The sequence below is a fragment of the Rhodopseudomonas sp. BR0M22 genome, assembly GCF_010907035.1.
Classification (GTDB): domain Bacteria; phylum Pseudomonadota; class Alphaproteobacteria; order Rhizobiales; family Xanthobacteraceae; genus Rhodopseudomonas.
Genome location: NZ_QUMK01000058.1, coordinates 1 through 14,695 on the forward strand (window position 1 = coordinate 1; position 14,695 = coordinate 14,695).

At 66.3% G+C, this 14,695-nt stretch carries 14 protein-coding genes and 1 riboswitch; of the genes, 9 read left to right on the forward strand and 5 right to left on the reverse strand.

Annotated elements, in window-relative coordinates:
* Nucleotides 1-81: 81 nt before the first annotated feature.
* Nucleotides 82-1,083 carry an Hsp33 family molecular chaperone gene (locus tag DY468_RS17960; protein ID WP_164606160.1) on the forward strand — a complete coding sequence of 334 codons (1,002 nt, stop codon included), beginning with the start codon at nucleotides 82-84 and terminating at the stop codon, nucleotides 1,081-1,083.
* A 97-nt stretch (nucleotides 1,084-1,180) separates the two neighbouring features.
* Here the strand turns inward: DY468_RS17960 and apaG are convergent, their stop codons facing one another.
* Nucleotides 1,181-1,573, reverse strand: coding sequence for a Co2+/Mg2+ efflux facilitator ApaG/CorD (gene apaG / locus DY468_RS17965; protein WP_164606161.1), 393 nt, complete (start codon nucleotides 1,571-1,573; stop codon nucleotides 1,181-1,183).
* Between the two features lie 252 nt (nucleotides 1,574-1,825).
* Here apaG and DY468_RS17970 point away from each other — a divergent pair, with 252 nt between their 5' ends.
* From DY468_RS17970 to DY468_RS17980, 3 genes are read left to right on the forward strand one after another with little or no spacing between them, the layout of a single operon-like run.
* On the forward strand, nucleotides 1,826-3,091 hold the full coding sequence (locus DY468_RS17970; protein ID WP_164606162.1) for an OpgC domain-containing protein: 1,266 nt from the start codon (nucleotides 1,826-1,828) through the stop codon (nucleotides 3,089-3,091).
* Nucleotides 3,088-3,867 carry an SGNH/GDSL hydrolase family protein gene (locus DY468_RS17975; RefSeq protein WP_164606163.1) on the forward strand — a complete coding sequence of 260 codons (780 nt, stop codon included), beginning with the start codon at nucleotides 3,088-3,090 and terminating at the stop codon, nucleotides 3,865-3,867. The genes DY468_RS17970 and DY468_RS17975 overlap by 4 nt, the downstream gene beginning before the upstream one ends.
* On the forward strand, nucleotides 3,867-4,838 hold the full coding sequence (locus DY468_RS17980) for an SGNH/GDSL hydrolase family protein (protein ID WP_164606164.1): 972 nt from the start codon (nucleotides 3,867-3,869) through the stop codon (nucleotides 4,836-4,838). The genes DY468_RS17975 and DY468_RS17980 overlap by 1 nt, the downstream gene beginning before the upstream one ends.
* Nucleotides 4,839-4,907: 69 nt before the next feature.
* On the opposite strand, the gene DY468_RS17985 is transcribed toward DY468_RS17980, so the two are convergent.
* From DY468_RS17985 to dsbD, 3 genes are read right to left on the reverse strand one after another with little or no spacing between them, the layout of a single operon-like run.
* The gene (locus DY468_RS17985) at nucleotides 4,908-5,549 is read right to left on the reverse strand and encodes a L,D-transpeptidase (protein WP_164606165.1); all 642 of its coding nucleotides are present in this window, start codon (nucleotides 5,547-5,549) and stop codon (nucleotides 4,908-4,910) included.
* A 19-nt stretch (nucleotides 5,550-5,568) separates the two neighbouring features.
* The gene (locus DY468_RS17990) at nucleotides 5,569-6,201 is read right to left on the reverse strand and encodes a DsbA family protein (protein ID WP_164606166.1); all 633 of its coding nucleotides are present in this window, start codon (nucleotides 6,199-6,201) and stop codon (nucleotides 5,569-5,571) included.
* Nucleotides 6,202-6,224: 23 nt separating this feature from the next.
* Nucleotides 6,225-8,033, reverse strand: coding sequence for a protein-disulfide reductase DsbD (gene dsbD, locus DY468_RS17995; protein WP_164606167.1), 1,809 nt, complete (start codon nucleotides 8,031-8,033; stop codon nucleotides 6,225-6,227).
* A 101-nt stretch (nucleotides 8,034-8,134) separates the two neighbouring features.
* On the opposite strand from dsbD, the gene DY468_RS18000 reads away from it, so the two are divergent.
* Nucleotides 8,135-8,794, forward strand: coding sequence for a response regulator (locus DY468_RS18000; protein ID WP_164606168.1), 660 nt, complete (start codon nucleotides 8,135-8,137; stop codon nucleotides 8,792-8,794).
* On the forward strand, nucleotides 8,791-10,128 hold the full coding sequence (locus tag DY468_RS18005; protein WP_164606169.1) for a sensor histidine kinase: 1,338 nt from the start codon (nucleotides 8,791-8,793) through the stop codon (nucleotides 10,126-10,128). Before DY468_RS18000 ends, DY468_RS18005 begins: the two co-directional genes overlap by 4 nt.
* A gap of 115 nt (nucleotides 10,129-10,243) precedes the next feature.
* Here the strand turns inward: DY468_RS18005 and DY468_RS18010 are convergent, their stop codons facing one another.
* Nucleotides 10,244-11,455: an O-succinylhomoserine sulfhydrylase gene (locus tag DY468_RS18010; RefSeq protein ID WP_164606170.1), complete on the reverse strand. Its 1,212-nt coding sequence runs from the start codon at nucleotides 11,453-11,455 to the stop codon at nucleotides 10,244-10,246.
* Between the two features lie 75 nt (nucleotides 11,456-11,530).
* A riboswitch (SAM riboswitch) is annotated at nucleotides 11,531-11,610 on the reverse strand.
* A gap of 110 nt (nucleotides 11,611-11,720) precedes the next feature.
* Here DY468_RS18010 and DY468_RS18015 point away from each other — a divergent pair.
* The 3 genes from DY468_RS18015 to DY468_RS18025 all read left to right on the forward strand — a co-directional run bounded on the left by DY468_RS18015 (nucleotide 11,721) and on the right by DY468_RS18025 (nucleotide 14,683).
* Nucleotides 11,721-12,827, forward strand: coding sequence for a 2'-deoxycytidine 5'-triphosphate deaminase (locus DY468_RS18015; RefSeq protein ID WP_164606171.1), 1,107 nt, complete (start codon nucleotides 11,721-11,723; stop codon nucleotides 12,825-12,827).
* Nucleotides 12,828-12,893: 66 nt separating this feature from the next.
* A complete protein-coding gene (locus tag DY468_RS18020; protein ID WP_164606172.1) occupies nucleotides 12,894-13,514 on the forward strand; it encodes a Uma2 family endonuclease in 621 nt (206 codons plus the stop codon).
* A 101-nt stretch (nucleotides 13,515-13,615) separates the two neighbouring features.
* Complete coding sequence (locus DY468_RS18025) at nucleotides 13,616-14,683, forward strand: hypothetical protein (RefSeq protein ID WP_164606173.1); 1,068 nt, start codon at nucleotides 13,616-13,618, stop codon at nucleotides 14,681-14,683.
* The last annotated feature ends 12 nt before the right edge of the window (nucleotides 14,684-14,695 follow it).

Here is a 14,695-nt window from a genome sequence, read left to right on the forward strand (position 1 = left end):
AGCCTGCCCCTTGGCATCGCTGCCATTCGCCTCCCAGTCCGGCCCTTTCGATCTCGGCCTCTCACCCCCAGATAAGCGCCCATGACCTCACAAGCCCCCGATCCGACCTCCCCCGAGATGCCCCCCGAGCGCGCGCCGTCGGCGGTGCCGATCGACGACAGCGTGCTGCCGTTTGAAGTCGGCCCGCTCGATCTGCGCGGCCGGCTGACCAAGCTCGGCCCGGCGCTCGACGAACTGCTCGCCAAGCACGCCTATCCGACCCCGGTCGCCAAGCTGCTCGGCGAGGCGATCGTGTTGGCGACGCTGCTCGGCTCGTCGCTGAAGTTCGACGGCCGGTTCATCCTGCAGACCCAGACCGATGGGCCGGTGTCGTTCCTGATCGTCGACTTCCAGGCGCCGGACCGGCTGCGGGCCTATGCGCGCTACGACGAGGCCCGGCTCGAACCCGGCCTCAGTTCCGGCGCGCTGCTCGGCAGCGGCCATCTGGCGATGACCATCGACCAGGGCCCGGACATGCGGCGCTACCAGGGACTGGTGGCTCTGGACGGCGGTGGGCTGGAAGAAGCCGCGCATGAATACTTCCTGCGCTCGGAGCAGATTCCGACGCGTGTCCGGCTCGCGGTCGGTGAGGAATGGCGCGGCGGGGAAGGCGGCCGGCACCATTGGCGCGCCGGCGGCATGCTGCTGCAGTTCCTCCCCAAGAGCCCCGAGCGCGCCCGTCAGGCCGATCTGCATCCGGGCGATGCGCCGGAAGGCACCGTCACTCACACGGTCGAGGAAGACGATGCCTGGGTCGAGGGCCAGTCGCTGATCGCGACCGTCGAAGACGTCGAACTGATCGATCCGGATCTGTCCGGCGAACGGCTGCTGTTCCGGCTGTTTCACGAGCGCGGCGTGCGCGTATTCTCGTCGCTGCCGATGCGCGCCGAGTGCTCCTGCTCGCGCGAGGCCGTCGCCGGAATGCTGTCCCGCTTCGCCCCTCAGGACCGCGCCGACATGGTCAAGGACGGCAAGGTCGTGGTGACCTGCGAGTTCTGCTCATCGGTGTACGAGTTCACGCCGCAAGAGGCGGGGGTGGAGTAAGCCGTAGGATGCGTTGAGCCGCAGGCGAAACGCATCCTCACTTCGTGCAGAGTCTCTCCTGGTTTCGCTCCGCTCAACCCAGGCTACGAGCGCACGATCAATTGAGCGTCCGTTTCCCTTCCGGGCTGTCCAGCGAGAACGTCGGGACGTCGATCTCGAAAGTCTCGCCGGTTTCGCTTTCCATCTGGTAGCGGCCGGCCATGAAGCCGGAGGCGGTGGGGAGGGGGACGCCGCTGGTGTATTCGAAGCGCTCGCCGGGCGCGAGCACTGGCTGTTCGCCGACCACGCCTTCGCCGCGGACTTCCTGAGTCCGGCCGGAGGCGTCGGTGATCACCCAATGCCGGGTGCGGAGCTTGACGGTTTCCTCGCCCGAATTGGTGATCACCACCGTGTAGGACCAGAAATATTGTCGGTTCTCCGCCGAGGAGCGCTCGGGCAGGTAATTCGGTTCAACGGTCACTTCGATCCGGCGGGTGACGGCACGGTACATGGCTCGATTTCCAGCTCTTGCCCCAAATATAACGAAAATCAGCGTTGAAACCAGTCGTCCGGACCGAACTTCCAGGGTGTCGGGTTGACGCTTCCGCGGTTTCAACATCGTTCGGCGCTAGCCCGCCTCGGTTCCGGACCTGCAGCTTTTGCGGGCTGCGTCAGAGTGCCGGCCGTGCCGCGAGCCGCTTCGCCGGTGGCGCGCAGGCTGCTATAGCAACGACAAGCGCGCAGCGCGCCATCGCGGAGCCACATGACTCCTCCCGTCACCACCATTGCCGAACCGGTCACCGGTGCGCCGCCCGCAGGCGGGCCGCCGCCCGAGCCGGCTGAGCTGTCACCGCGGCCCGCGCCCCTGCCGTCGCACAAGCCGGTGCCGAAGCGGGAATTGCGGCTCGATCTGTTCCGTGGCCTCGCGCTGTGGCTGATCTTCATCGATCATTTGCCGGCCAACGTGCTGACCTGGTTCACGCTGCGGAATTACGGCTTCTCCGACGCCACCGAAATCTTCATCTTCATCTCCGGCTACACCGCCGCGTTCGTCTACGGCAAGGCGATGACCGATCTCGGCTTCGTGGTAGCGGCCGCGCGCATCCTGAAGCGGGTCTGGCAGATCTACGTCGCGCATGTGTTCCTGTTCACGATCTTCCTGGCCGAGATCTCCTACGTCGCCACCAGCTTTCAGAACCCGTTGTATTCCGAGGAAATGGGCATCCTCGACTTCCTCAAGCAGCCCGATGTCACCATCGTGCAGGCGCTGCTGCTGCGGTTCCGCCCGGTCAATATGGACGTGCTGCCGCTGTACATCGTGCTGATGTTCTTTCTGCCGCCGATCCTGTGGCTGATGCGGCGCTGGCCGGATGTCACGCTCGGGCTGGCGACGCTGCTGTACGCTGCGACCTGGCAATTCGACCTGCACCTCACCGCCTATCCGAGCGGCGCGTGGGTGTTCAATCCCTATGCCTGGCAACTATTATTCGTGTTCGGCGCCTGGTGCGCGATGGGCGGGGCGAAGCGACTGTCGCGGGTGCTGGCATCGAAGGTGACGCTGTGGCTGGCTGCGGCCTATCTGGTGGCTGCGTTCTACGTCACCCTGACCTGGTACACGCCACAGTTGTTCCATACCCTGCCGAAGTGGCTCGAGCAGTGGATGTACCCGATCGACAAGCCCAATCTCGACGTGCTGCGGTTCGCGCATTTCCTGGCCCTGGCGGCGCTGACGGTTCGGTTCATTCCGCGCGACTGGCCGGCGCTGAACTCGCCATGGTTGCGGCCGTTGATCCTGTGCGGCCAGCATTCGCTGGAGATCTTCTGCATTGGCATCTTTCTCGCCTTCGCCGGTTATTTCATCCTGGCGGAGGTCTCCGGCGGCGCGGTGCTGCATTTCTTTGTCAGTGTGACAGGGATTTGCATCATGTCTGCCGCTGCGTGGCTGTTCTCGTGGTACAAGAATGTGGCAAGCAAGGCCGGGTCACGGACACCGCCGGACGCTGACCTTGCTGGAGGCGATGCAGCATGAAGGCCGTGGCAAAGGCCGGCTTGGGGTGGATAGCGGCCGCGGCGTTGCTGACGGCGGTCGGGCTGTCGTCTCCGGCGGTTGCGGACCCGGACGCTCCCGCCTGCGTGCCGCCGGCCTATCTGCTGGCTACCGAGGCCAAGCTGAAGGGGGTCGCCGCAGCCCTGAAGACCACCCGCAAGCTCGACATCCTGGTGGTCGGCAGCCGTTCCTCGACCATCCAGTCGGCCGAGAACAGTTCTTATCCGGGCCGGCTGCAGGCGCTGCTGCGAGAGCGTTTCCCGGGGGTGACGGTCAATGTCACGATGGAAATGCGCCCCAAGCGGACCGCCGGCGACATCGCCACCGGCCTCGGGGCCCTGGTCGCCGAGCGCAAGCCGACACTGGTGATCTGGCAAACCGGAACCTACGACGCGATCCGATCGATCGATCCGGATGAGTTCCGCACCGCCCTCGGCCAGGGCATCGATGCGGTGAAACAAGACGGCGCTGACATTATCTTGATGAATTTGCAGTATAGCCCCCGCACCGAGACGATGATCAATCCGGCGCCCTATCTCGACGCCATGCGGGTGGTGGCGCAGGAACACGACGTTCCGTTGTTCGATCGCTTTGCTCTGATGCGCCACTGGAATGAAACCGGCGAGTTCGATCTGTTCAGCCCCGCGCCGGGGATCGATCTGGCGTTGCGCGTCCACAATTGCCTGGCGCGCGCGCTGATGGCGCTCGTGATCGAGGCCGCGCAGACCGATCCGGCGGAGGTAAGGACCCAGCGTTGATGAGAGTTTCCGGCCCTTTGCGATCGGCTGCCGTCGCAGCGTTTTTGGCGACGGCGTTCCTCCTGATCGCTTCTCCGCAAAGCTTCGCGCAGACCTCATCGGAGCCCGCCGCTGAGGCGGCCCCGATGGCCGCACCCGGTGAGGGCGAGGTCGATGTATCTACGCCCGACCGCAAGAAAACCGTCGCCGGGGCCGCGCTCAACAAGATCAAGGATGTCGCCAAGCAAGCCGGTGACATCCTCGGACGGGTGCCCTGCCTGCCGCCGAAGGGCGGCGCCAAGTCGATCGGTGCCTTGCCGCGGGTCGCGCGCAAGCTGGCCGATCACCGCCCGGTGGTGATCGTGGCGTTCGGTTCGTCCTCCACCCAGGGCTACGGTTCGACTTCGCCGGCCTTCAATTATCCGAACCGGCTGGCGGCGCAGCTCCGCCGCCATTATCCGGGCTCCGACATCACCGTGGTCAACAGCGGCAAGGGCGGCGAAGACGCGCCCGAAATGATGCGGCGGCTGAAGTCCACGGTCCTGGATGCGAAGCCAGATCTGGTGATCTGGCAGGTCGGCACCAACGCTATCCTGCGCAACCTCGATCCGGCCGACACCGGCAAGCTGGTCGACGACGGCATCAGGGCGATCCAGACCGCCGGCGCCGATATCGTGCTGGTCGATCCGCAATACGCGCCGCGCGTCAACGAGCGCGGCGAGAACGCCGGCAAGATGATCAAGGCGCTCGGCCGACTGGCCGAGCTGCGCCGCGTCGGCATCTTTCCGCGGTTTGAAGTGATGAAGGAATGGCACGAGCAGCAGGCCATCCCGTTCGACAAGTTCGTCATCGCCGACGGGCTGCACATGAACGACTGGGGCTACGCCTGCTTCGCACAGCTGCTCGGCGACGGCATCATCCGCTCGGTCGATCAGATCAAGCTCGGCACCACCGCCGCGCCGGGTGAGGTCACGGCTTATCGGCCGATGTGAGCCGCGTCGCCTCCCTGCTTTGAGGCGGTTTCTGCACGCGGACCGCTTTTCCCGTCGCTCGAAAGCGCTCTATCGCACGACGACCTTGGCGCCTTTCGGCACCCGGCCATACAGATCGATGACGTCCTGGTTCAGCATACGGATGCAGCCGGACGACACCGCGTGTCCGATCGTCCAAGGCTCGGTGGTGCCGTGGATCCGGAACAGCGTGTCCTTGCCGTTCTTGTAGAGATACAGCGCCCGCGGTCCGAGCGGATTGCTTTCGCCGCCCTCCATGCCTTTGGCCCACTTGCCATAGCGCTCCGGCTCGCGTGCGATCATGTTCGGGGTCGGCGTCCAATGCGGCCATTCGGCCTTGCGGCCGACCTCGGCAGTGCCGGTGAATTCAAGCCCGGCTTTGCCGACGCCAACGCCGTAGCGCAGCGCCCTGCCGCCCTCCATCACCAGATAGAGGAAGCGCTTGCGTGGATCGACCACCACGGTGCCCGGTGGTTCGTTGGTCTTGTAGTCGACCAGTTGCCGCACGTAAGCGGGATCGAGATCGTCGGCCGCAACGCCGGCGATTGGATATCTTTCGGTGTCGATCGCGGCATAGCGCGCCGCCACAGTGTTGCTCACGGCGGCGGTCGGCGAAGGAATTTGCGAATTAGTCACGCAGCCGCCGAGTGCGACGGCGGCGATGGTCAGAACCAGTGCAGAGCGAAGGAGCATTTGTTGCAATCAGCCTCGCTCACTTCTTGGTCTGGCGGCCGCGCGCCTGCGCCACCACTTTCTTGAAGGCATCGGCGTCGAGCGCAGCGGCCACCTTGTAGGGGCCGATCAGATATACCGGCGTGCCCTGCAGGCCCATCGCGTCGGCCTGCGACAGCGTCCGTCGCAACAGCGCCGTGATCGCGTCGCCATGGGCGCTCAGATCGCTTTGCAGCTTTGTCATATCGATGCCTGAGGCCGCGACGGCATCGCGCATCTGATCCTTGGAGATGCCGCGGCCGGGTATCGCCATCAGTGCATCGTGGGCCGCCTGGTACTTGCCCTGATACTTCGCGCCCAGCGCCATCTGCGCGCCATAGACCGAGGCTTCGGTCAGGATCGGCCAGTCCTTGTAGACCAGCCGGATCTTGCCGTCGCTGTGCACCACCTTCTCGAGGTCGGGCTCTGATTTCTTGCAGTACGGGCAGTTGTAGTCGAAGTATGCCACGATGGTGACGTCGCCTTTCGGGTTGCCGGCCTCCGGTGCGTCCGGATCGCGCAGGATCGCGTCGACGTCGACCCCCTCGGCCCAGGCCTCCGGCGCGCCGAAGTACTTCACCAGCGGCGCCGCCGTGAGTGCGCCGAGGATCAGCAGGGATTGTCTGCGATTCATGTCTTCCTCCTGTCGGATAGTGGTCAGGATCGCGCGTCGAGACGCTGCAGGGTCCGGGTGAAGTCATCGACGGAAACTTCGCCGGTGATGCGGGCCGCGGCGATCTCGTCGCCGCGGCGGGGATCGAGAAACACCAGTGTCGGCGGTCCGATCACATCGAATCGTTTCATCAGCGCGGCGGTCTCGGCGTTGGTCGCGGTCACGTCGGCGCGGATCACGGTGAGCCCGGCGAGGCGTCGTTGCACCTCCGGAGCCGCGAACAGGTTGCGCTCCATCGTTTTGCAGGCGGTGCACCAGTCGGCCGAGAAGTCGATCATGATCGGCTTGCCGCGGTCACGAGTGTCGTCGATCGCGGCGTTCAAGGATTGCAGCGACGACACCGTGCGGGTCTCGATCGCCGGATCCGCACGCCCCTGGCCGAGCGTGGCGAGCGGACGCAGTGGATCGTCGGCGCCCGCTGCCGCGCCGACGATCAGCGCCGCGCCGTAGACGAACAGCGCCAGCCCGCTTGCTTTGGCCAGACGCGGCGCCGGGCCGTGTCGCCGGCTGAGCCGGTCGAAAGCGCCGACAAACACGGCGCTCGCGATCGCCAGCGCCGCCCACAACAACAGGCTGACAGGGCCGGGCACCACGCGCCCGATCAGGACGGTTGCGGTGGCCAGAAAAACGACGCCGAACAGCTTGCGCACTGTCACAAGCCATGGTCCGGAGCGCGGCAGGATGCCGCCGCCGAAGATGCCGACCAGGATCAGCGGAAAGCCCATGCCGAGGCCGAGCGCGAACAGCGCGGCGGCGCCGCGGACGGTGTCGCCGGTCTGCGCGACGTAGAGCAGGGCTGCGGCGAGCGGCGGCGTGACGCACGGCCCGACGATCAGCGCCGAGGTGAAGCCCAATGCGGCTGCGCCGAGCAACGGACCCGCACGTCCGCTGATGCGCCCGCTCAGCGCGTCGCCGAACCGGGCCGGCAATTGCAGCTCGAACAGGCCGAAGCTCGACAGAGCCAGCGCGACATAGATTGCCGCCATCGCCGCCAGCGCGGCCGGCGTCTGCGACGCAGCCTGCAGATTCTGTCCCGACCAGGCGGCGGCAACGCCGAGCGCCGCGTAGGCGCTGGCCATCGCCACAGTGTAGGTCAGCGCCAACGCAAAGCCTCGAACCGGCGAGATGTCCCGGCCGGCGCGTGTCAGCATGCCGGCGACGATCGGCACCATCGGCAGCACGCAAGGCGTGAATGCCAGCAGCAGGCCGAAGCCGGCGAAGGCGAGCAGCAGCGGCGCCCAGCCCTCGGTCATCGACGGCAGCATCGAAGGCGCAGGAGCTTCAGCCGGTGCCGCTTCTGCCGCTATCGACCGGGCGGCGGTCTTATTGAGCGCCGGGGCGTCCGGCCATTGGATTTGCGGCCTGGCGCCGGCCGGATCCGCGGGCGTCACGGTGTCGCTCGCAAAGTCGACGGTCGCGGTCGCCGGCGGGTAGCAGATGCCGCGCTCGGCGCAACCTTGATACCCGACCGTCAAGCGGGTGGCGCCGTTCAGCGCCGCGGTCGCAATCGTCGCGGTGACGCCGCGGTGATAGACCTCGGTCAGGCCGAAGTTCGGATCGTCCTTGGTTTCGCCGGCAGGCAGATCCGGCACGACGGGGTCGCCCTGCGGCGTTCGCACCACGATCTTGTCGCGGTACAGATAGACGCCCGGCTCAATCGTCCAGGTCACCGCAACGCCATCGGCGGCCGATTGGACGCTCAGCCGGAACGGTGGTTGCTTCGGCGCTGCAATTGCGGACTGTGTTGCGGCGAGGACGCCGACGAAGGCGAGAAGGCGGAAGAGACGGGCCATGGTTCCCCGATCGCTGGGTCGGATGCCGGCAGTCTCGGCCGCCAGCTTAAGCCAGCCTTAAGGCTGGCCTCGCAAGTCGTGATCCGAAAGGTGATGGATCGATGCGGGTCTTGGTGGTCGAGGACGATGCGATGATTGCGGACGGCATTCGTGCCGGCCTGTCGCTCGCTGGCGCCAGCATCGATTGCGTCGAGACTTGCGAGGATGCGCGCAGCGCACTCGCCGCCAACAATTTCTCCGCAGTGGTGCTCGACATCATGCTGCCCGACGGCAGCGGCATCGATCTGCTGCGCGACATCCGCCGTCGTGGCGACGCCACGCCGGTGCTGCTGCTCACCGCACTGGATGAAACCGCCGACCGCATTGCCGGGCTCGACGCCGGCGCCGACGATTATCTCGGCAAGCCGTTCGATCTCGACGAGCTGTCGGCGCGGCTACGCGCGATCATTCGCCGGCGCGACGGCCGGGCGACCACCTGTCTGGAGCACGGGCCGATCTGCCTTTACCCAGCCGAAGGCAATGCCACGCTCGGCGGCGCGCCGGTCGCGTTGTCGCGGCGCGAATTTGCGGTTCTGCATGCCTTGATGGAGCGCCCCGGCGTGGTCCGGTCGCGCGCCGAACTCGAAGAACGACTGTACGGCTGGGGTGACGAGGTCGACAGCAACGCGGTCGAAGTTCACGTCCACAATCTTCGCGCCAAGCTCGGGCGCAGCGCGATCGAGACGATCCGCGGCCTCGGCTATCGGATGGCGCCGTCATGATCGGCTCGCTGCGGCTGCGGTTGTTTCTCGTTCTGCTCGGCGCCACCGGCGCGGTGTGGATCGCCGCAGTGACGTGGATCTATGCGTCGAGCCAGCGTGAGCTCGAACACGTCCTGGACACGCGGTTGCAGGAGGCGGCCCGGATGGTGGTGTCGCTGGTCGGCAGCATGGAGGGGCACGTTCCGGAAACGCTGCCGACATTGTCCACTCCGCCGTCTCCCGGCAATTACGAGCGCCAGCTCTCCTGCCAGGTGTGGTCGGTGCAGGGCCGGATGATCGCGCGCTCGGGCGGCGCGCCGGAGCAGAAACTCAGCGATCAGGTGTCGGGCTTCTCGGAGCGACAGATCGACGGCGAGGCGTGGCGGGTCTATGCGGCGGAGGACGCCGAGAAGGGATTTCGTGTTCTGGTCGGCGATCGGCTCGGGCTGCGCGACCGGCTGGTCACCGACCTGATCAAGGGGCTGATGTGGCCGGCCCTGCTGATCGCGCCGGTGCTCGGCCTGCTGATCTGGATCAGCGTCGGGCGCGGTCTTCGGCCGCTGCAGACCATCGCGTCGGATCTTCGCTGCCGCGACGCCGACGACATGAGCGCCGTCGATGCCAGCCGGACGCCGTCGGAGGTGAAGCCGCTGACCCAGGCGCTCAACGCATTGTTCGACAAGGTCGCGCTGGCGCGGCGGCACGAGCGGGAGATCACGGCGTTCGCCGCGCACGAGCTGCGCAGCCCGCTCACCGCCTTGAAGACCCAGGCGCAGGTCGCGCTCGCCGCCAACGATCCGGCGGTGTCACGGGCGGCTCTGCAACAGATCCTGCTCGCGGTCGATCGTGCCACAAGGCTGGTGCGGCAACTGTTGACGCTCGCCCGGCTCGACACGCATGCCGAAGTCGACGACCGCGCGCGGGTGCCGATGCGCGCCCTGATCGAGGACGTGGTCCGCGCCACACCGCGCGCCGACGACATCGAGGTCACGATCGACGACGATCTCCGCCACGTTGTGTGGAGTGGTAATCGCGAGTGTCTCGAGCTCGCGATCCGCAATCTGCACGAGAACGCCGTGCAGTACATGCGGGGCGCAGGCCAGGTGAGCTGGCGGACCGGCGACACCGCTGCCACGGTTCTGGTCGAAGATACCGGTCCTGGCGTGGCCGCGGACGAGCTCGACAAGATCGGTCAGCGCTTCTTCCGCGGCCGCAACAAATCCGTGGTCGGCAGCGGCCTCGGGCTCGCGATTGCCTCGCTTGCGGTGGAGCGCAGCGGCGCCGGCCTGCAGCTCGCCAACCGTAGCGACCGTTCAGGCTTTCGCGCCGAGATTACGCTGCGGCCCGATCGATAGCTTCGACGCCGAGCGGCCTCGTTGCGAGCGCAGCGAAGCAATCAGGGCATTGCGTAAGACGCCGGATTGCTTCGTCGCTTCGCTCCCCGCAATGACGACACGGGGGCTTGATCGCTCACGCTTTGTCGAGTGCGGCGAGCAGATCTTCGATCAGGTCGTCCTTGTGCTCCAGGCCGGCGGACAGCCGGATGAAGCCTTCGCTGATACCAAGTTCGGCGCGCGCTTCGGGCTTGAGCCGCTGATGCGTGGTGGTTGCCGGGTGGGTGACGAGGCTCTTGGCGTCGCCGAGATTGTTGCTGATCTTCACCAGCTTCAGAGCATTGAGGAAGCGGAACGCCTCGGCCTTGCCACCCTTCACCTCGAAGCCGACCAGGGTCGAACCGGCGCCCATCTGCTTCTTCACCGTTTCGGCCTGCGGATGGTCGGCGCGGCCCGGATAGACCAGACGCGGCACCTTCGGGTGGCCGGCCAGCGCGTCGGCGATCGCCGCCGCATTGGATGTCTGCTTCTCGACCCGGATCGCCAGCGTTTCCAGGCCCTTCAGCAGCACCCAGGCGTTGAACGGCGACAGCGACGGGCCGGTCTGGCGCAGATACATCTGGATGTGTTCTTCGATGAACGCCTGCGACGACAGCACCACGCCGCCGAGACAGCGGCCCTGGCCGTCGATGTGCTTGGTGGCGGAGTACACCACGACGTCCGCGCCGAGCTTCAGCGGGCTCTGCCAGATCGGCGTGGCGAACACGTTGTCGACCACGAGTCGTGCTCCGGCCGCATGCGCGATCTCGGCGATCGCGCCGATGTCGAGCACGTCGAGTGTCGGGTTGGTCGGGCTCTCGAGGAAGAACGTCTTGGTGTTCGGCCGGGCCGCCTTCTGCCACTGGTCGAGATCGAGGCCATCGACCAGCGTCGACTCGATGCCGTAGCGCGGCAGCAGGTCTTCGACGACATAGCGGCACGAGCCGAACATCGCCTTGGAGGCGACGACGTGATCGCCCGCGCGCAGCGGCGCCAGCATCGCAGCGGTCACCGCCGCCATGCCGGTGGCGGTCGAGCGCGCCGCTTCGGCGCCTTCGAACTCCGCCATCCGCTGCTCGAAGCTGAACACGGTCGGGTTGGAGAAGCGCGAATATTGGAAGCCGGCGTCGTCGCCGGTGAAGCGTGCCTCGCACTGCTCGGCGCTGTCGTAGACGAAGCCCTGGGTCAGGAACAACGCCTCGGAGGTTTCGCCGAATTGCGAGCGCAAGCTGCCGGAATGCACCAGGCGGGTCTCGCGGCGGAAATGAGCGGTAGCAGGGACGGGAATCGTCGGTTTGGTCTCGGACATGTGGTCTCCAGCGTGCCCACATCGGGACGATGGGGGCACAAAAAAACCGGCCTGGGGATCAACCCTCGGGCCGGGACCACAACGTCCCCGGCCTGTTTAGCGACTTGTTTAACGTGGCTGCAAGCCGGCCGGCTCAAATCACCACGGGATAAGTCGGGCTCTTAATCCTCCGTACTCTTCCCGTCAAGCCGGGCTTCGGCTAGCGGTTGAGGCTCGTATCTGAGTTTCCCGGAGGGCATGGCTTGCCCTCCGAAGGACCAACATCGTGCCGTTCACTTTGCCGCCCGACGCCGACGGAATTCTGCCCGACCGCATGATCGCGGCGATGACGGAATCGGGCCTCATCCTGCCGGAATACCCGTTCGTCGAGAGCCAGATCCAGCCGGCCAGTCTCGATCTGCGGCTCGGGCCGATCGCCTATCGGGTCCGCGCCAGCTTCCTGCCGGGGCCGGACTGCACCGTCGCCGAGCGGATCGACGAGCTGAAGCTGCACGAGATCGACCTGTCGGACGGCGCGGTGCTCGAGACCAACTGCGTCTATATCGTGCCGCTGCTCGAAAGCCTGGCGCTGCCGCGCCACATCGTGGCGGCCGCCAATCCGAAAAGCTCGACCGGCCGGCTCGACGTGTTCACCCGGGTAATCGCCGACGGTACCCGCCGCTTCGACATGATCGGCGCTGGCTATCACGGCCCGCTTTATGCCGAGATCAGCCCGAAAACCTTCCCGGTGCTGCTGCGCGAAGGCTCGCGGCTGTCGCAGGTCCGCTTCCGCGTCGGCCAGGCGACGCTGGAGCAGGACGAACTCGACGCGCTGCACGACGCCGAGCGGCTGGTCGATGCCGACGACGCCGACCTCGCCGGTGGCGTCGCGCTCAGCGTCGACCTCTCGGGCGAGAATTCCGAGGGCTTCGTGGGCTATCGCGCCAAGCGCCACACCGGCGTGGTCGATATCGACCGTCGCGGCGGCTATGCGGCCGGCGAATTCTGGGAACCGATCGCGGCCCGCCCGGACGGCACCCTGATCCTCGATCCCGGCGAGTTCTACATTCTGGCGTCGAAGGAAGCGGTCCAGGTGCCGCCGGACTACGCCGCCGAGATGGTGCCGTTCGATCCCTTGGTCGGCGAATTCCGCGTGCACTATGCGGGCTTTTTCGATCCCGGCTTCGGCTACGAAGGCGCCGGCGGCTCCGGCGCCCGCGCGGTGCTGGAAGTGCGCTCGCGCGAAGTGCCGTTCATTCTCGAGCACGGCCAGATCGTCGGGCGCCTGATCTACGAAAAGATGCTGTCGCGCCCCGACGCGATGTACGGCCAGCGCATCGGTTCGAACTACCAGGCTCAGGGCCTGAAGCTGAGCAAGCATTTTCGGGTGTAGCGCAGATCACTGCTGCGCGCCCCGCATCGTCTTGGCGGTGCAGTGACCCGATGGTATCGTTTCCAGATGAAAACATCGCCCGCCGCAAAGGTCAGCGCCGAGCAGTTTCTCGCCTGGGTGGCCGGGCAGGAGCAGCGCTACGAACTGGTTGAGGGGGAAGTGGTCGCGATGGCCGGCGCTGGCCGCCGCCATGACGCGATCGTGGTGAACCTGACGGCGGCGGTCCATGCCCAGGTCCGCGGCGGCCCCTGCCAGACTTTCACGAGCGACACTTATGTTGCGACGTCTCCGACGACACGTCGGATGGCGGATCTCGGCGTCGATTGCGGCAAGCCGGACGACAGCGCGCTGGTTGCCGAGAGGCCGACGCTTCTCGTCGAGGTGTTGTCGCCAACCACCAGTGGCTTCGACGTCACCGTGAAACTCGCCGAGTATCAGGCGCTGCCTTCACTCGACTACATTCTGTTCGTCGACACCGAGATGCCGAACGCTCATCTGTATGTCCGCGGCGACGATCGGCAGTGGACCAACCAAGTGTTCAAGGGCTTCGATGCAGCGATCGAGCTGCCGAAATTGCAGGTGCGGCTCACGCTCGCCGACATCTATGACGGTCTGCAGTTTCGCGACCGGCCGCGATTGGTTTCGGACGCAAGTCCACCCGACGGAATGAGCGGGCTTTCCCAATAGCGCAAGCCTCCCCGGGCCGTACTGCCTGTTGAAAAGAGCCTGTGCTTCACGATCTTCTCCGCTAGTCTGCTCCCAAAAATGACAACAGCCAGGGAGCGACGATGCCCGCCTTCGACGCGCAAGCCGAAACCAATCATTCGGTCACGCAGCAGTCCAATCCGCAATGGCGCGGCGTCGCGGATCTGTATCATGCGCTGTTCACCGGTCTGATCCTCACGCTGGTCAGCCGGCGCGGCACGGCGGACGCTGCCGAGTTCGTGTTTCGGGTGTTTCGCCGTCAGCAGCAGGAGCGCTTCGTCGCCGGCCTTGCCAAGCTCGGCCTCGACCATCTGCCGCCAGCGGTCGCGGCGGCGCAGTATCATTATCTGTCGAATTGGATCGGTGGCGTGCACGTCGAATACATTTACGAAACCGATCGCAAGGCGTGGATCCGCTATCCGCCGCCGCGCTGGATCTGGCGCGGCACCGCGATCTGTGGCGTGCCTTCCGAAGTGTCGAAAGCGATGCTGCGCGGCTGGCACGCCAATAATGGCGTCGCGCTCGGCAATCTCAAGCTCGGCTTCGTCTGCACCAAGCAGAGCGTCGACGGCCAGGACGGATTGGAAGGCTATTACTACGAGGCCGACGAGCCGCTGGAACTGGATCAGCGGCTGCAGTTCGCCCGGCATCTCGAGGCGCCGCTGTTCGATCCTGCCGCCGCGCCTGCGCTGCCGGTCGAGAGCTGGCCAAAGCCGCGGCTGGAGAAGGCTCACCGCAACTACGCGATGGAATATGTCCGCACAGCGGCTCCGGTCCTGGTGCAACTGTTCGGTCCGCTCGATGGCGGCTACTTGTTGCATCTCACCGGCAAACTGATCGGGATGCAGTCCTACGACGATCTGGCGCGGGCCCTCGGCATCACCGGCCGCGATGCCGCCGGCTTTGCCGCTCTGTTGCGAGCGCTGCTCGACGCCCAGGGTGACGAGGTCGAATTGCGCGACTCTGGCGGCAGCTTCGAGCTACGACAAACCGGCTGGGGCCTGATCGACGGCGTCGCCGATGCCCATCCGGCCTGCCTGCGTGTGCTCGAAGGTCTGGCCGAGGGGCTGGCCGCCGGCTGCGGCCGGCGGATCGTTGTCAGCCTGGCGGGCGATCACCGCACCATGCCGCTGCTGTGGACGGTGCGCTGAGCCCGCGCTCCG